Below are 13,211 nucleotides of genomic sequence, written 5' to 3'. Positions count from 1 at the left end.
CTCTCTAAGGCGCGTCGGCGGGGGCGCCAAGCGCCGCGACGCCCCTACGGCATCAAGATGAGGCGCTCTCCGAGAGCGGGAGGCGGCCGGAGGGTGCGACCGCACGTCGCACCTAATTCCTACTTGTTAATAGGAATTAGGCGTCCTTCCACACCCCGACTTAATCGCGATCGCCGAAAAGCCGCGACCAATTCAGTACGCGTTTTTGACCTTTACGGCCCTCCCCGGCCCTTCTCGATCATTCAGAGGATTTTGAACCATGAAGACCTTCGCCGCTTTCGCCGCCCTCGCCATCGCCGCCGCTGTCGCCGCTCCGGCCGGCGCCGCCACCAGCGAAATCCGCGTCTCGATCGCCAACAAGAACTCGGTCCAGATCGAAAACGACATCAAGGCCGCCGCGGCCACCGTCTGCGCCACGACCTCGCAAGCCTATGCCGATGACTGCGTTGAAGGCGCCGTGATGAGCGCTCACCGTCAACTGGCCTCGATCCTGCGCGCTCGCGAAGCCGGCAAGACCCAAGTCGCTCAAAGCGTCTCGGTCGTCCGCATCTCGCTGAAGGGCAAGAGCCTGGACCAAGTCCACGCCGAAATCCGCACCGCCGCCCAGACGGTGTGCAAGGCTCAGCCGAACTTCAGCGTCGTGACCTACCAAGCCTGCGTAACCGACACGGTCCGCGCGGCCAAGGCTCAGCTGCAAGCCCGCGTCGGCGCTTCGGCCTAAGACTTTCGGTTCTTCCGAAACAAGAAGGGCTCCGCCATCGGCGGAGCCCTTTTTCGTGTCGCTAGTCCGTCAGCCCCGCCTCTTCGTCCTCGCGCTTGCGGCGACGCTCGATCAGCCACACGCACCAGATCGAGATCTCGTAGAGCAGGCACAGCGGCACCGCCAAGGTGATCTGGCTGATGGGATCGGGCGGCGTGACGATGGCGGCCACGACGAAGACCGCGACGATCGCGTAACGGCGGCCGGCCCTCAGCATCTTGGAATTGACCAGTCCGGCCAGGCCCGCCAGCGACAGCACCACCGGCAACTGGAAGCTCAGGCCAAAGGCCAGCAGCAGGGTCGTGACCAGGGTCAGATATTCAGAAACCCGGGTCTGCAGCACCACCTTCACGCCATCGCCGACGATCTGCTGGCTCAGCGAGAACCACAGCACGAACGGCAGCATCACATAGTAGACCAGCGCCGAGCCCATCAGGAACAGCACCGGCGAGGCGATCAGGAACGGCAGGAACGCGTTGCGCTCTTTCTTGTAGAGCCCCGGCGCGACGAAGCGGTAGAGCTGCCAGGCGATGACCGGAAACGCCAGGATGATGGCCCCGAACGCCGACAGCTTGATGTTGGTGAAGAACTGCTCCAGCGGCGCGGTCGCCTGCAGGGTGATGCCGGCCATGGCGCTGGCCGGCACGGTCTTCAGGCCGACGAGCGCCAGCAGAAGATCGAACGAGCCATGATGGCCGCCGGCGTCTTGCACGGCCTTCAGCCCCTCGGCCACGGTAAATGGCCGGACCAGGAACAGGAAGATCGGTTTGACGAAGGCGAAGCAGACGCCGAACGCCACGGCGATCGAGGCCACGCAGATGATCAGCCGCATGCGCAGCTCGATCAGGTGATCCAGCAGAGGCGCGCGCGAGGCCTCGATCTCGTCCTCGTGGTCGTATCCGATAGCTTTGTCGTTCACGAGACGATGTCCGAAGCTTTGGAGCCGCCGGCCTTGGCGGCGCGCTTACGCGGCGCGGAAGCGGTCTTCGGCGACTCCACGGAGATGTCCTTGTTGGCCGCGCGCTTGCGCGGGGTCTTCGCGGTCTCGACGATCGTCGGCTCGACGACGGCCTTCTTGCGGGGCGCGCGCTTGGGCTTCTCGACGCTCTCGGTGGTTGGCTCGGCGGCCGGCGGCGGTAGGATGGAATTGTCGGTCGCCGGCGCCAAATCGTGGGTCTGCGCCCCCGCATAGGGATGCATCTGCGTCGCGCCGCTGCTCAGCGAGGCGTCGATCTCGGCGAAGACCTGGTCGGCGCCGGCCTCCTTCACCGCGTCGGCGGCGGCCTGGACAGGGCTGGAGAACTGGCCGGAGCGCATGGCCTGCACCTCGCGACGCAGCTCGTCCAGCTCGGACTGGCGCGCCATCTCGTCGAAGCTCGCCCGGAACTCCGAGGCCATGCCGCGCATCCGGCCAACGAACTGACCCAGCTTTCGCAGCAGCGCGGGCAGGTCCTTGGGACCGACCACGATCAGGGCGACGGCGGCGATGACGAGAAGTTCTGTGCCGCCGATATCAGGAAGCATGGACGCGCCTTAGAACGGCGGGGCCTCGAAGACCCCCCGGGGAAGAGTGGACCAAAACGCGCGGAGACCGTCCCCGCGCGCCTCAAACCTTACGACTTGCGAAGCTCTTCCGCCTCGGCTTCGGTGCGCGGCAGGGCGCCCTTGGCCTTGTTGTCGGCGACTTCGCTGCTGGTGTCGTCCTTCAGGCCATCCTTGAACGCCCGGATGCCCTTGGCCGCGTCGCCCATGATGCCCGACAGCTTGCCGCGGCCGCCGAACAGCAGCAGCACGACGACGGCGACGATGATCCAGTGGATAGGACCGAGACTTCCCATAACCTAGACTCCTTGCGACAGCGCCAGATAGCCGGTGCGCCGCGTCGTTACAACATGCCCTGGAATATAGGCGCTCGCGGGGCGACAGACCATCGTCCGACAAAAGGCGTCGGTCTTGAATAAAGCTCGGCAGGTTCTGCTCGGCCAACTTGACCGCGGCGACGCGCGAACGGGCGCGCCAATCACAGCAAGCCTTTGAAAGGCCTAGCTTCCGGTCCTTGGCGCGTTTCTTGCCAAGATGTCGCACCCCTTGAGTTCGGGAGCGCATCGCATGTCGATTTCGTCGGTTGGTCCCTCTTCGTCCTACGCCTATGCCGGCGTCAGCGCATCCACGTCCTCGCCCATCGGCGAGCCCACGGCCAAGGACGAGTTCCTGAAGTTCCAGTCCAAGTCGCCCGCCGAGAAGATGCGGGCGATGATCCTGGCCAAGCTCGGCGTCACCGAAGAGCAGGTGAAGGCGATGTCCACGGAAGATCGCAAGAAGATCGAGGACAAGATCAAGGACATGATCAAGCAGCAGGTCCAGAACGATATCGGCAAGAAGGGCCAAAAGGGCCTGGTCGCCGACATCCTCGCCTAGGGTCGCGCCTCAGCCGTCGGCCTTTTCCGGCTCACCCAGGAAATCCTGAGCGAATTCGGGCGTCTCGCCGTCGTCCAGCTCCAGCGGATCCTCCTCGTCGCCCGCCGGGCGCAGGCCCAGAGGATCCGGCACGGTGAAGCCGGGCGGCAGGTTCATCTCCAGAAGGCCCGCGGCCTTCATCTCGGCCATCCCCGGCAGGTCGGCCAGCGAGGCCAGACCGTAATGCTCCAGGAAGGCGTCGGTGGTGCCGAAGGTCACCGGACGGCCGGGCGTCCGACGCCGGCCGCGCATCCGGATCAGGCCCAACTCCAGAAGGACGTCCAGCGTGCCCCGGCTGGCCTGGACGCCTCGCACCGCTTCGATCTCGGCGCGGGTGACCGGCTGGTGGTAGGCGACGATCGCCAGGGTTTCCTGGGCGGCCTTGGACAGGCGGCGCGGCTCCTCGCGCTCCTCGGTCATCAGGAAAGCAAGGTCGTTGGCCGTCTGATAGCGCCAGCGCCCGGCCACCTCGACCAGCTCGATCCCCCTGCCCGCGTAGCGCACGCGCAGGCTGGCGATCCCGGCGGCGATGTCCGCGCCCTCGGGCAGGCGCTTGGCCAGGTCGACGTCGCTCAGCGGCTCGGCCGCCGCGAACAGCAGGGCCTCGATGCAGCGCTCGACGAATAGAGGGTCCAGCTCTGTGGTCATTCGGCGATTTGCAGCGGCTCCGACCGCGTGCGCAAGTAGATGTCCTGGAAATGCTCGAGCTGGCGAGCCTCCAGCACGCCTTCCTTGACCAGCTCCAGCGAGGCCGAGAGCGTGGAGGCCAGGTACGAGGCGGGCGTCGGCCCGTCGTCCTCCTCCAGCGCCTGCTCGATCGGCGCGACCGAGGACAGGACCGTCCAGTCCTCCATCTTGGGCAACAAGCTACGCAGGCGGTCGCGGGCGTCTTCCAGCGGATAGGCGGTTGGCGGACGCGGCGCGTAGTGGCGGCTGTGCTCGCGCTTGCGCTGCTCGATATAGGCGCTCATCAGGCCGTAGAGGTCGCCCTCCAGCCGCGTCGAGGACACGATCTTCACGGCTTCCGGATCGCCGCGCATGAAGACGTCCTGGCCCAGGATCGGCCGCTCCTTCAGCGCCTCGACGGCCTTGCGCATGACGTCCAGCTTGGCCAGGCGGAAGGCCAGCTGCGCGGCCATCTCCTCGGCCGGCGGCTCCTCGGCCTTGGGCTGCTCGGGCTTGGGCAGCAGCAGGCGGGACTTGAGGTAGGCCAGCCAGGCCGCCATCACGAGATAGTCGGCCGCCAGGGCGAAGCGCACGCGGCGGGCCTGCTGGACGAACGACAGGTACTGCTCGGCCAAGCGGGTGATCGACAGCTGCAACAGGTCGACCTTCTGACTGCGGGCCAGCGCCAGCAGCACGTGCAGCGGACCTTCGTAGCCGTCGATGTCGATGACGAGCGCGGCGCCGTCTTCGGCCGCCTCGTTGGCGGCCTCGAAGTCGAATGTGGGCTGAAAGCCCGTGCTCAAGCGTACTTTCCGTCGAACGCCGCGTCGAAGCGGGCGCGGGCCTCGGCGACGTCGAGGGGCTCGGGAACCTTGACCAGGCGGCTCATGACCGCCTGGGCCCGGCGGCGCGCCTCCTTGGACATCTTGCCGACGCCCGACATCACGGCCTTCATCTCGGCCATGTCGCCGTTGCAGTGCAGGACGACGTCGCAGCCGGCCGACAGGCTGTCCTTGGCGCGCTGCTTGAAGTCGCCGGACAGCGCCTTCATCGACAGGTCGTCGCTCATCAGAAGTCCGTCGAAACCCATGGATTCGCGGATGATTTTCTTGATGACCTTCTTCGAGGTCGTCGCCGGGTTCTTGCGGTCGATGGCCGTGTAGACAACGTGGGCGGTCATCGCCATCGGTATGTCGGACAACACCCGGAACGGCGCGAAGTCGCGGGCGTCCAGCTCGGCCAGCTTGGCCTTCACAACCGGCAGCTCCAGGTGGCTGTCGGCCATGGCGCGGCCGTGGCCGGGGATGTGCTTGATGATCGGCAGGACGCCGCCGGCCAGCAGCCCCTCGGCCGCGGCGCGACCCAGCGTCGCCACCTGCTCGGGCGTGTCGCCATAGGCGCGGTCGCCGATGATCTCGTGGCCTTGCGGATCGGGCACGTCCAGCACCGGCACGCAGTCGACATTGATCCCCAGCGCATGCAGGTCGTGGGCGATCAGGCGGGCGCCGAGGCGGGTGACTTCACGCGCGACCAGCGGATCGTTGGCGACCAGCTCGCCATAGGCGCGGCCCGGCGGATAGGTCCGCCAGTGCGGCGGCTGCAGGCGAGCGACGCGGCCGCCCTCCTGGTCGATCAGGATCGGCGCGTCGGGACGCCCGACCGTCTCGCGCAGGGCGGCCGTCAGGGCGCGCACCTGGTTCGGGTCGGCGATGTTGCGCTTGAAGAGGATGAAGCCCCAGGGCTTCACGTCCCTGAAGAAGGCGGCCTCCTCGGCCGTCAGCGTGGTCCCGGCGCAACCGAGGATGGCGGCGGAAGAGGCGCCCATCAGCAGGCTCATTTGACGAAGCAGGACTTGCCCGAGGCGGCGATCGCCTCGCAGAAGGCCTTGGCCGCTTCACGGGTCGGGAAGCCGGTGACCGAGGTGCGGTAGAGCGTGGTTCCGTTCTTGTCGACGGCCTCGACCTTCTTGCCCTTGCCGGCGGCGAGGCCGGGGGCCAGGCGCACGGCGTCGGTCCAGGCCTTGTCGGCCAGGGCGGGCGAGGACAGCGCGCCGATCTGCACCGAGGCGGGTCCCGTGGCGGTCGCGACGGGCTTCGGCGCTGCGGCGGCCGGAGCCGGCGCGGCGGCGACCGGCTTGGGCGCAGGCGGCGTGGCGGCGGCCACTTGAACCGGCTTCGGCGCGGGCTTAGGGGCCACGGCGTCGGTGGCCAGGGATTCGATGGTCGGCGCGGCGGCGGGCTTCGCCGGCGGAAGCGCGGCAGTCTGCACGGGCGCGGTCGGCAGCGGCACGGCCGGGCGCGGCTGCGGCGTCTCGGGCGGCGCGGCGAAGGTCGCCGACGGCTGCGCTTCGTCGCTGTGATAGATTTGCAGGCCGGCGGCCGGATCCTGCGGCTGGCTATTGGCCGGCGGCGGGGCCTTCATCTCGGCGACTTCCGTACCGACCGCGGGCGGCGGCGCGTTCGGGTCGCGGATGCCGCCGCGATAGACCAGCGCCACGCCGACGACCAGCGTGACCAGCACAACCGCGCTGATGATCAGGGTCATGGGCAGCGGGCGGGCGCCGCGCACGGGCTGCCGCGCGTCGAACGACAGAGGCGCGTCGGTGGGCGGCGTATAGGCCCCGCGGTGCGGATCGGACATCTTAAGCTAAGCTCCAAAAACTCGGGCGCGGATCGAAAGCCTCGAATCGGACGCGCCGGCCCTAGGTTACCCCAAGCCCGCGCCGTCTCAGAAGCATTCGCGCCGCTCAGTTGCGGGACAAGCTGCGCTCGTCCCAGCTGCTCGCCCGACGCTCAGGAAGCCTAGTTCCAGACGTCGAGATGAAACAGCTTGCGGTGCTCTTCTATCGCGAAACGGTCGGTCATGCCGGCAATGTAGTCGCACACCACCCGCGCCCTGCCCGCTTCGTCGCGGTTCTGCGACTTGGCGAACCAGTAGGTCGGAAGGACCTCCGGCTCCTTGAGGAATAGCGCGAACATTTCGCCGAGAATACGGCGAGCCTGGCTGCGCGTGCGGTTGACGCGCCAGTGGCGGTACATCCGCTCGTAGAGGAACGAGCGCAGGCGGGCCAGGTCCTCGGCCATGTCCGGCGAGAAGGCGACCAACGCATGGTCCAGGGCCCGCACGTCGTCGGCCGATTGGACGCCGGTGGCGGCGGCGCGCTGTAGGGTCTCGCCCATCACGTCGTCGATCATGGCACCGATCATTCGCCTGATCGCTTCCAGATGGGTCAGGCGCGGGTCGAGGTCGGGGCGCTCGCTCTTCACCGCGAACAGGATCGGGCCGATCAGCGGCACGTCCATCAGCTCGTCCAGGGTGAAGAGGCCAGCGGTGACGCCGTCGTCCACGTCGTGGTTGTTGTAGGCGATGTCGTCGGCCAGGGCCGCGACCTGCGCCTCGGCCGAGGCCCAGCTGTCCAGGCCCAGCTCATACTCGTTGTCGTACTTGGAGATCGCCTTCCAGGACGGCTTGCCCAGCTTGTTGGTCACCGGGCCGTTGTGCTTGATGATCCCTTCCAGGGTCTCCCAGGTCAGGTTCAAACCGAGGAAGTCCGGATAGCGATGCTCCAGCTCCGTCACAACCCGGAACGTCTGGACGTTGTGGTCGAAGCCGCCGTAGTCGCGCATCTGGATCTCGAGCTCGTCCTCGCCGGCGTGGCCGAACGGCGGATGGCCCAGGTCGTGGCCCAGCGCGATGGTCTCGGCCAGGTCGCTGTCGAGGCCCAGGGCCGTCGCCAGCGAGCGCGCCACCTGCGCCACTTCCAGCGAGTGGGTCAGGCGCGTGCGGAAGTTGTCGCCCTCGTGCGCCACGAAGACCTGGGTCTTCTCCTTCAGGCGGCGGAAGGCCGAGGTGTGGATGATGCGGTCGCGGTCGCGGGCGAACGGCGTCCGGGTGCGGCTCTCGTCTTCCTTGAACCGACGGCCCTTCGACTTGAACGGATCTTCGGCGTACGGCGCGCGCGGGACGAAGTACGGGACCTGAGACATAAACCGCCTTTATCGCGTTGGTCGATTTGGCCCCTTCCGAAGAGGCCGCGACACCCTCATATAGGGCGAAGGTGACTTTTCCACAGCCATGACCCAAACAGACTTAACGCTTTCCGAAAACGCCGCTCGTCGGATCAAGGCCATTGGCGAGAGCGAGGGCCGCCCGCTGATGCTGCGCATCGCGGTGGACGGCGGCGGTTGCTCGGGCTTCCAGTACCGCTTCGACCTGGTCGACTCCGTCGAGGAGGACGACCTGAAGATCGAGCGCGACGGGGCCGCGGCCCTTGTGGACGTCGTCTCCCTGGCCCTGCTGAAGGGCTCTGAGATCGACTTCGTCGATGAACTGGCCGGCGCGGAGTTCCGGGTCCGCAACCCCAACGCCAAGTCCAGTTGCGGCTGCGGCGTCAGCTTCTCGATCTAGTCGCCAAGCAGCGCTTGAGCCGCTCCGCCTGGAGCCCTAGCTTCCGGACTCACCTCGGAGTCCTCGATGCGCATCGCCACCTGGAACGTCAATTCGGTCAACGCCCGCCTGGAGCGCGTGCTCGGCTGGTTCGAGGCCGAAGCGCCCGACGTCGCGGTGCTGCAGGAGATCAAGTGCGTCGACGAGAAGTTCCCGGCCGAAGACTTCGAGCGCCTGGGCTACAACGTCGTCGTCCACGGTCAGAAGACCTATAACGGCGTCGCGCTGCTCTCGAAGCACCCTGTCGAGGACGTTCGCAAGGGCCTGCCCTTCCTGTCCGAGGACGAGGTCGACGAACAGGCCCGTTATGTCGAGGCGGTGATTGGCGCGCCGACGCCCTTCCGGGTCGCCGGCATCTACTTGCCCAACGGCAATCCGATCGGCACCGAGAAGTTCGACTACAAGCTGGCGTGGATGCGGCGCCTCCACGCCCACGCTCAAGGCCTTCTTGCCTTCGAGGAGCCGCTGGTGATCGCCGGCGACTACAACGTCATCCCCGAGGCGCAGGACGTCGCCAATCCCGAGGCCTGGCTAGGCGACGCCCTGTTCCGCCCCGAGAGCCGCGCCGCCTTCCGCGCCCTGAAGAACCTTGGCCTCACCGACGCCTACATGCAGGCCGACGGCGCGCCGGGCGGATACACCTTTTGGGACTACCAGGCCGGCGCCTGGCAGCGGAACCTGGGCATCCGCATCGACCACCTGCTGCTGTCGCCCCAGGCCGCCGATCGGCTGGAAAGCGTGGTCATCCACCGCGACGAGCGCGACAAGGAAAAGCCGTCCGACCACGTTCCGGTCGTGGGCCACTTCCGGATTTGACGCGACCGCTCGCCCCTCTGGGCGGGAATCGCAACCGCCGCTAGTCTGCCGCCCATGAGCGAACTCGCGCGTCTTTTGCTGTTCGTGGCCATCGCCGGCACGGCGGTGACGTTCATGGGCAGCTTCGCCATCTGGTACGGCGACGAGGACCGGCGCATCCGCCGCGCCCTGCGCAACGTGCTCAAGAGCGAGCCGGAGGGCGTGATCGTCGCGCGCGGACGCGGCCGGGGCGCGGGTTTCTCGTTCTCCACCAACCTTCTGGCCGTGGCCTGGGATCGTGGCGGCTGGTGCCTGGTCTATCGCCTGGACGAGCTGACCGGCGCCGAGCTGCTGGTCGACAACCAGGTGATGGGCCGGGTCTTCCGGGGCGAGGGCCGCCGCGCGATCGATCACATGTCGCCTCAGGCCGACACCGTCACCCTGCGCCTAGTCTTCGACGATCCGCGCCACCCGGACTTCACGCTGGACCTCTGGGCGCCGGGCGACGAGCAGCGCCGCGAAAGCCGCTCGGCCGGCGAACTTGTGCAGGAAGCCAACCGCTGGCTCGCGCGCTGTGAGGCCATCGTCCGACGCCCCCTGCCGCCTCGTCCGGAAAAGGCCGCTCCAGTCGCTGTCACGGCTCCGCCTCCGCCGCAGCAGGCCGCGCCGCCTAGGCCCGTCGCGCCGCCGCTCGAGCCGATTGACGAGCGTTACGAGGACGACCCGTACGAGAACGATGACGGCATGTTCGATCCGCCGGCGCCCGCCCCCGTAGCGTCGCCGACGTCTCGTCACTCGACCTTCGACCAGGTGGCTCGCCCAGCCGCGGCGCCGGCCCGTTCAGCCGAGCCGGACATGTTCGACGACCCGCCGTGGGACGACGACCCGCCGCCTCCGCCGCCGCCCGAGCCGACCTACAAGCCGGTCTCTAAGGCCCGTCGCGAGACGCCCAGCGATCAGAACGAGCTGCCGTTCGACCTCGACGATTGAGCCTCAGCGGCCCGTCTCCACGGCGATCCAGGCGGCGGTGGCGAGCAGCGCGACCGCGAACAGCCGCCGCGCCAACACGCTGGCGCCGACCACGGCGAACCGGCGCGCGAGGCCATCGGAAGACAGCACGATCGTCCCATGGACGGCGATGCTGACCACGATGTGCGCGCCGCCCAGGATCAGGGCCTGGTTCAGGGGCGAGGCATGGCCGGGTTGAACGAAGCCCGGCAGCAAAGTGACATAGAACAGCGCCGCCTTCGGGTTCAGCAGGTTGGTCAGCAGGCCTCTGCGGAAATGCGCCCAATCGCTCCGACCGTCTCGAAGCGTCTCGGCCTTCTCTCCGCCGCGCCAGACGTCGATCGCCAGCCAGGCGACATAGGCGACGCCCGCCCAGCGCAGCAGATCGTAGAGATGCCGGTTGACCCTCAGGATCTCTGTCAGGCCGACGACCGAGGCCAGCATGTAGACCAGCAGGCCGCAGGTGATCCCCGCGACCGTGATCAGGCCCGCGCGCCGCCCCTCCACCGCCGAGAGCCCGGCCAGATAACCCATGTTGGGACCAGGGGTCAGCTCGATGAGGGTCACCGCGGCCAGGAACGGCGCCAAGACGGACGGGTCGATCGGCCAGGCGTCGTGCGGCAAGACCGTCTCCTCTCCTGATCGCGGCGGCTAGCCCTCGACCGCCTGCTCCACCGCGAGCGCCAGGTCGAGGGCCCGCGCCGCCTCCTCCCCCGTCACGACCGGTCGGGGCGCCTCGCCGCGCACGGCGGCCAGGAAGCCGGCGACCGACAGGCCCAGCGGGTCCTTGCCGGCCGGGGTCTCGGTGAAGTTTTCGATCAGCGGATAGGGCGTGGTGTTACGGAAGGCGCGGGTCAGGAAGTCGATCTCGACCTCGCCTGACGGATAGACGACCTTCATGGTCCGCTCGCGGGCCTCGGCGACGCGCGAACTGTCGAACACGGCCGTGAAGCCGTTGTCGAAGGTCGCCTCGGTCTTCACCCAATCGAGGTGAGGATTGGCCAGCGACGTCGAACGGGTGATCGCTCCCTCGCCTTCCACCGCCACCGGCTCGCCGTCGCACAGCGCGAGGGCCAGGTCGATGTCGTGGATCATCAGGTCCAGCACCACCGAGACGTCGAGGTTGCGGTCCGAGGGCGTGCCGCGCCGCACCGCCTCCAGGCGCAGCGGCTGTTCGGGGATATCGAGCAAGCCCATGGCCTGGAACACCACGCGCTCCTGGTGACCGCAGGCCAGCGGCACGCCCGCCTTGGCGGCGGCGGCGACCATCCTGTCGGCGTCCTCCGGCGTCACGGCCAGTGGCTTCTCGGAATAGACCGGCTTGCCCGCCTTCAGCGCCGCCAAGGCCGCGCCCGCGTGGTGCACGGCCGGCGTCGCGACGGTGACCACATCGACGGCGGCAAGGAAGGCGTCCATGTCGTCAAAGGCCTGGGCGCCCAGCGGCCCGGCCAGCGCCTGGGCCCGCGCCAGATCGACATCGAACACGGCCGCCAGCGTCACGTCGGGCAGCTCCGCGTACTTCTTGGCGTGATAGCCGCCGAACACTCCGGCGCCGACGACGCCCGCTTTCAGAGTCTGGGTCATGGCGCGCTGTCTACTCCGCTTCGCGATCTCATAGAAGCACTGGAGCCTTCCCTAAGGACGCGCTAAACATCCGTTTAAATTAACAACGCTTGGCTCGGCCAAGGGAGGAAGATCATGACCACGTCGCGCGAAATCCGCCTGAAGAGCCGTCCCGTCGGCCTGCCCAAGGCTTCGGACTTCGAACTGGCCACCGTCGACCTGCCCGCGCCGGGTCCTGATGAGATCCAGGTCCGGAACCTGTGGATGTCGGTCGACCCCTATATGCGCGGCCGCATGTACGATCGCCCCAGCTACGTGCCGCCGTTCCAGCTAGGTCAGGCCCTGCAGGGCGGCGCGATCGGCGAGGTCGTCGCCTCGAACGATCCGAACTTCCAGCCGGGCGACATCGTCAACTCGATGTTCGGCTGGCGCGAAGCCTATAACGCCTCGCCCAAGGCTCTCGCGGCGGGCGGTCTGGGCGCGATCACCAAGATCGAAACGCACGGCATCCCGCCCCAGGCCTTCCTGGGCGTGGTTGGCATGCCCGGCCTGACCGCCTATGTCGGCCTGCTTCGCATCGCGGCGCTGAAGGACGGCGATGTCGTCTTCGTCTCGGCGGCCGCGGGCGCCGTGGGCTCAGTTGTCTGCCAGATCGCCAAGCTGAAGGGCCACACCGTGATCGGCTCGGCCGGCGGTCCCGAGAAGGTCGCCTTCCTGAAGTCGATCGGCGTCGATCACGTGATCGACTACAAGGCCACGCCCGACGTGGTGGCCGAGCTCGCCAAGGTCGCCCCCAAAGGCATCGACGTCTATTTCGAGAACGTCGGCGGCGTGCACCTGGAGGCGGCGATCAACTCGGCCCGTCCGTTCGCCCGCTTCGCCCTGTGCGGGATGATCTCGCAGTACAACGAGACCGGTAAGCCCGAGGGGCCGTCGAACATCATCCTGGCCGTCGGCAAGAGCCTGCGCCTGGAGGGCTTCATCGTCTCGAACCACGCCGACATGTTCCCGCAGTTCGCCAAGGACATGGCCGAGTGGATCAAGGCCGGGAAGATCACCTGGAAGGAAACCGTCGAGGAAGGCGTGGAGCGCGCGCCCGACGCCTTCCTGAAGCTGTTCTCGGGCGAGAACCTGGGCAAGATGCTCGTGAAGCTGAGCTAAGCCGCGCTTCGCCTATCCGTCGCGGGGCTCGAGCTTCGACACCTCGAGCCCCGTCGGCGCCTTCTTGAACTGGAACTTCACCCGCGCGCCGGGGGTGATCGGCGCCTCGGCCAGTACGTCGGCATAGACCTTGAACTTGTCGCGACCGGGCTTGAGTCCCGCCGCGCTCGCGCCGTCGTGATCGAGCGTGAGAATCTGGCCGTCCAGGCTGGCGATAACGCCCTGAGCGTCGTAGGCCGGCAGGGCTTCGGTCGAGGGCATGGCCTCAACCGCCGCGGGCTTCGCGGGCGAGGTCTCGGACGCATCGCCGCAGGCCGAAAGCGCCAGAACGCCGGCCAAAACCAAGAAATGCCGG

17 protein-coding genes are annotated in these 13,211 nt (G+C 67.8%); 6 read left to right on the top strand and 11 right to left on the bottom strand.

Annotation, left to right across the window (positions count from 1 at the left end):
• The first annotated feature begins 259 nt into the window (after positions 1–259).
• Positions 260–721, top strand: a complete 462-nt coding sequence (locus CSW60_RS19610) for a hypothetical protein (RefSeq protein WP_099538840.1) — start codon at positions 260–262, stop codon at positions 719–721.
• A gap of 61 nt (positions 722–782) precedes the next feature.
• On the opposite strand, the gene tatC is transcribed toward CSW60_RS19610, so the two are convergent.
• The 3 genes from tatC to tatA form a co-directional block, all read right to left on the bottom strand.
• The gene (gene tatC / locus CSW60_RS19605) at positions 783–1,679 is read right to left on the bottom strand and encodes a twin-arginine translocase subunit TatC (protein ID WP_099538839.1); all 897 of its coding nucleotides are present in this window, start codon (positions 1,677–1,679) and stop codon (positions 783–785) included.
• Positions 1,676–2,284 (bottom strand): Sec-independent protein translocase protein TatB, encoded by a 609-nt coding sequence (tatB, locus tag CSW60_RS19600; RefSeq protein ID WP_099538838.1) that lies wholly within the window; start codon positions 2,282–2,284, stop codon positions 1,676–1,678. Before tatB ends, tatC begins: the two co-directional genes overlap by 4 nt.
• An 89-nt stretch (positions 2,285–2,373) precedes the next feature.
• Positions 2,374–2,598, bottom strand: coding sequence for a twin-arginine translocase TatA/TatE family subunit (tatA, locus tag CSW60_RS19595; protein ID WP_047404445.1), 225 nt, complete (start codon positions 2,596–2,598; stop codon positions 2,374–2,376).
• A 271-nt stretch (positions 2,599–2,869) separates the two neighbouring features.
• On the opposite strand from tatA, the gene CSW60_RS19590 reads away from it, so the two are divergent.
• Positions 2,870–3,178 carry a hypothetical protein gene (locus CSW60_RS19590; RefSeq protein ID WP_099538837.1) on the top strand — a complete coding sequence of 103 codons (309 nt, stop codon included), beginning with the start codon at positions 2,870–2,872 and terminating at the stop codon, positions 3,176–3,178.
• A 9-nt stretch (positions 3,179–3,187) separates the two neighbouring features.
• On the opposite strand, the gene scpB is transcribed toward CSW60_RS19590, so the two are convergent.
• The 5 genes from scpB to CSW60_RS19565 form a co-directional block, all read right to left on the bottom strand.
• The gene (scpB, locus tag CSW60_RS19585; protein WP_099538836.1) at positions 3,188–3,865 is read right to left on the bottom strand and encodes an SMC-Scp complex subunit ScpB; all 678 of its coding nucleotides are present in this window, start codon (positions 3,863–3,865) and stop codon (positions 3,188–3,190) included.
• Positions 3,862–4,686, bottom strand: coding sequence for a ScpA family protein (locus CSW60_RS19580; protein ID WP_099538835.1), 825 nt, complete (start codon positions 4,684–4,686; stop codon positions 3,862–3,864). The genes scpB and CSW60_RS19580 overlap by 4 nt, the downstream gene beginning before the upstream one ends.
• The gene (nagZ, locus tag CSW60_RS19575) at positions 4,683–5,720 is read right to left on the bottom strand and encodes a beta-N-acetylhexosaminidase (RefSeq protein ID WP_201723093.1); all 1,038 of its coding nucleotides are present in this window, start codon (positions 5,718–5,720) and stop codon (positions 4,683–4,685) included. The genes CSW60_RS19580 and nagZ overlap by 4 nt, the downstream gene beginning before the upstream one ends.
• Complete coding sequence (locus tag CSW60_RS19570) at positions 5,717–6,523, bottom strand: SPOR domain-containing protein (protein WP_099538834.1); 807 nt, start codon at positions 6,521–6,523, stop codon at positions 5,717–5,719. The genes nagZ and CSW60_RS19570 overlap by 4 nt, the downstream gene beginning before the upstream one ends.
• Before the next feature lie 161 nt (positions 6,524–6,684).
• Entirely contained in the window at positions 6,685–7,869 is a 1,185-nt protein-coding gene (locus CSW60_RS19565) for a deoxyguanosinetriphosphate triphosphohydrolase (protein ID WP_099538833.1), read from the bottom strand.
• Positions 7,870–7,957: 88 nt separating this feature from the next.
• Here CSW60_RS19565 and erpA point away from each other — a divergent pair, with 88 nt between their 5' ends.
• The 3 genes from erpA (at position 7,958) to CSW60_RS19550 (ending at position 10,114) form a co-directional block, all read left to right on the top strand.
• On the top strand, positions 7,958–8,290 hold the full coding sequence (gene erpA, locus CSW60_RS19560) for an iron-sulfur cluster insertion protein ErpA (RefSeq protein WP_099538832.1): 333 nt from the start codon (positions 7,958–7,960) through the stop codon (positions 8,288–8,290).
• A 66-nt stretch (positions 8,291–8,356) separates the two neighbouring features.
• A complete protein-coding gene (gene xth, locus CSW60_RS19555; RefSeq protein WP_099538831.1) occupies positions 8,357–9,145 on the top strand; it encodes an exodeoxyribonuclease III in 789 nt (262 codons plus the stop codon).
• A gap of 54 nt (positions 9,146–9,199) precedes the next feature.
• A complete protein-coding gene (locus CSW60_RS19550) occupies positions 9,200–10,114 on the top strand; it encodes a hypothetical protein (protein WP_099538830.1) in 915 nt (304 codons plus the stop codon).
• A 3-nt stretch (positions 10,115–10,117) separates the two neighbouring features.
• Here the strand turns inward: CSW60_RS19550 and CSW60_RS19545 are convergent, their stop codons facing one another.
• Together CSW60_RS19545 and CSW60_RS19540 are read right to left on the bottom strand one after the other, a co-directional pair.
• Positions 10,118–10,756: a LysE family translocator gene (locus tag CSW60_RS19545; RefSeq protein ID WP_099538829.1), complete on the bottom strand. Its 639-nt coding sequence runs from the start codon at positions 10,754–10,756 to the stop codon at positions 10,118–10,120.
• 27 nt (positions 10,757–10,783) lie between these two features.
• Complete coding sequence (locus CSW60_RS19540; RefSeq protein ID WP_099538828.1) at positions 10,784–11,716, bottom strand: Gfo/Idh/MocA family protein; 933 nt, start codon at positions 11,714–11,716, stop codon at positions 10,784–10,786.
• A gap of 114 nt (positions 11,717–11,830) precedes the next feature.
• Between CSW60_RS19540 and CSW60_RS19535 the strand changes: the two genes are divergently transcribed.
• The gene (locus CSW60_RS19535; RefSeq protein ID WP_099538827.1) at positions 11,831–12,856 is read left to right on the top strand and encodes an NADP-dependent oxidoreductase; all 1,026 of its coding nucleotides are present in this window, start codon (positions 11,831–11,833) and stop codon (positions 12,854–12,856) included.
• A 12-nt stretch (positions 12,857–12,868) separates the two neighbouring features.
• On the opposite strand, the gene CSW60_RS19530 is transcribed toward CSW60_RS19535, so the two are convergent.
• The gene (locus tag CSW60_RS19530) at positions 12,869–13,201 is read right to left on the bottom strand and encodes a copper-binding protein (protein WP_236634316.1); all 333 of its coding nucleotides are present in this window, start codon (positions 13,199–13,201) and stop codon (positions 12,869–12,871) included.
• Positions 13,202–13,211: the final 10 nt, after the last annotated feature.

It is taken from the genome of Caulobacter sp. X, from assembly GCF_002742635.1.
Classification (GTDB): Bacteria; Pseudomonadota; Alphaproteobacteria; order Caulobacterales; family Caulobacteraceae; genus Caulobacter.
The sequence above is the reverse complement of the archived record's forward strand: the minus strand, read 5'-3'. Positions and strand labels throughout refer to the sequence as shown.

Coding starts and splice junctions, on each gene's coding strand:
- CSW60_RS19610 (WP_099538840.1), top strand. CDS start 260: ATGAAGACCTTCGCCGCTTTCGCCGCCCTCGCCATCGCCGCCGCTGTC.
- tatB (WP_099538838.1), bottom strand. CDS start 2,284: ATGCTTCCTGATATCGGCGGCACAGAACTTCTCGTCATCGCCGCCGTC.
- tatA (WP_047404445.1), bottom strand. CDS start 2,598: ATGGGAAGTCTCGGTCCTATCCACTGGATCATCGTCGCCGTCGTCGTG.
- CSW60_RS19590 (WP_099538837.1), top strand. CDS start 2,870: ATGTCGATTTCGTCGGTTGGTCCCTCTTCGTCCTACGCCTATGCCGGC.
- scpB (WP_099538836.1), bottom strand. CDS start 3,865: ATGACCACAGAGCTGGACCCTCTATTCGTCGAGCGCTGCATCGAGGCC.
- nagZ (WP_201723093.1), bottom strand. CDS start 5,720: ATGAGCCTGCTGATGGGCGCCTCTTCCGCCGCCATCCTCGGTTGCGCC.
- CSW60_RS19570 (WP_099538834.1), bottom strand. CDS start 6,523: ATGTCCGATCCGCACCGCGGGGCCTATACGCCGCCCACCGACGCGCCT.
- CSW60_RS19565 (WP_099538833.1), bottom strand. CDS start 7,869: ATGTCTCAGGTCCCGTACTTCGTCCCGCGCGCGCCGTACGCCGAAGAT.
- erpA (WP_099538832.1), top strand. CDS start 7,958: ATGACCCAAACAGACTTAACGCTTTCCGAAAACGCCGCTCGTCGGATC.
- xth (WP_099538831.1), top strand. CDS start 8,357: ATGCGCATCGCCACCTGGAACGTCAATTCGGTCAACGCCCGCCTGGAG.
- CSW60_RS19550 (WP_099538830.1), top strand. CDS start 9,200: ATGAGCGAACTCGCGCGTCTTTTGCTGTTCGTGGCCATCGCCGGCACG.
- CSW60_RS19540 (WP_099538828.1), bottom strand. CDS start 11,716: ATGACCCAGACTCTGAAAGCGGGCGTCGTCGGCGCCGGAGTGTTCGGC.
- CSW60_RS19535 (WP_099538827.1), top strand. CDS start 11,831: ATGACCACGTCGCGCGAAATCCGCCTGAAGAGCCGTCCCGTCGGCCTG.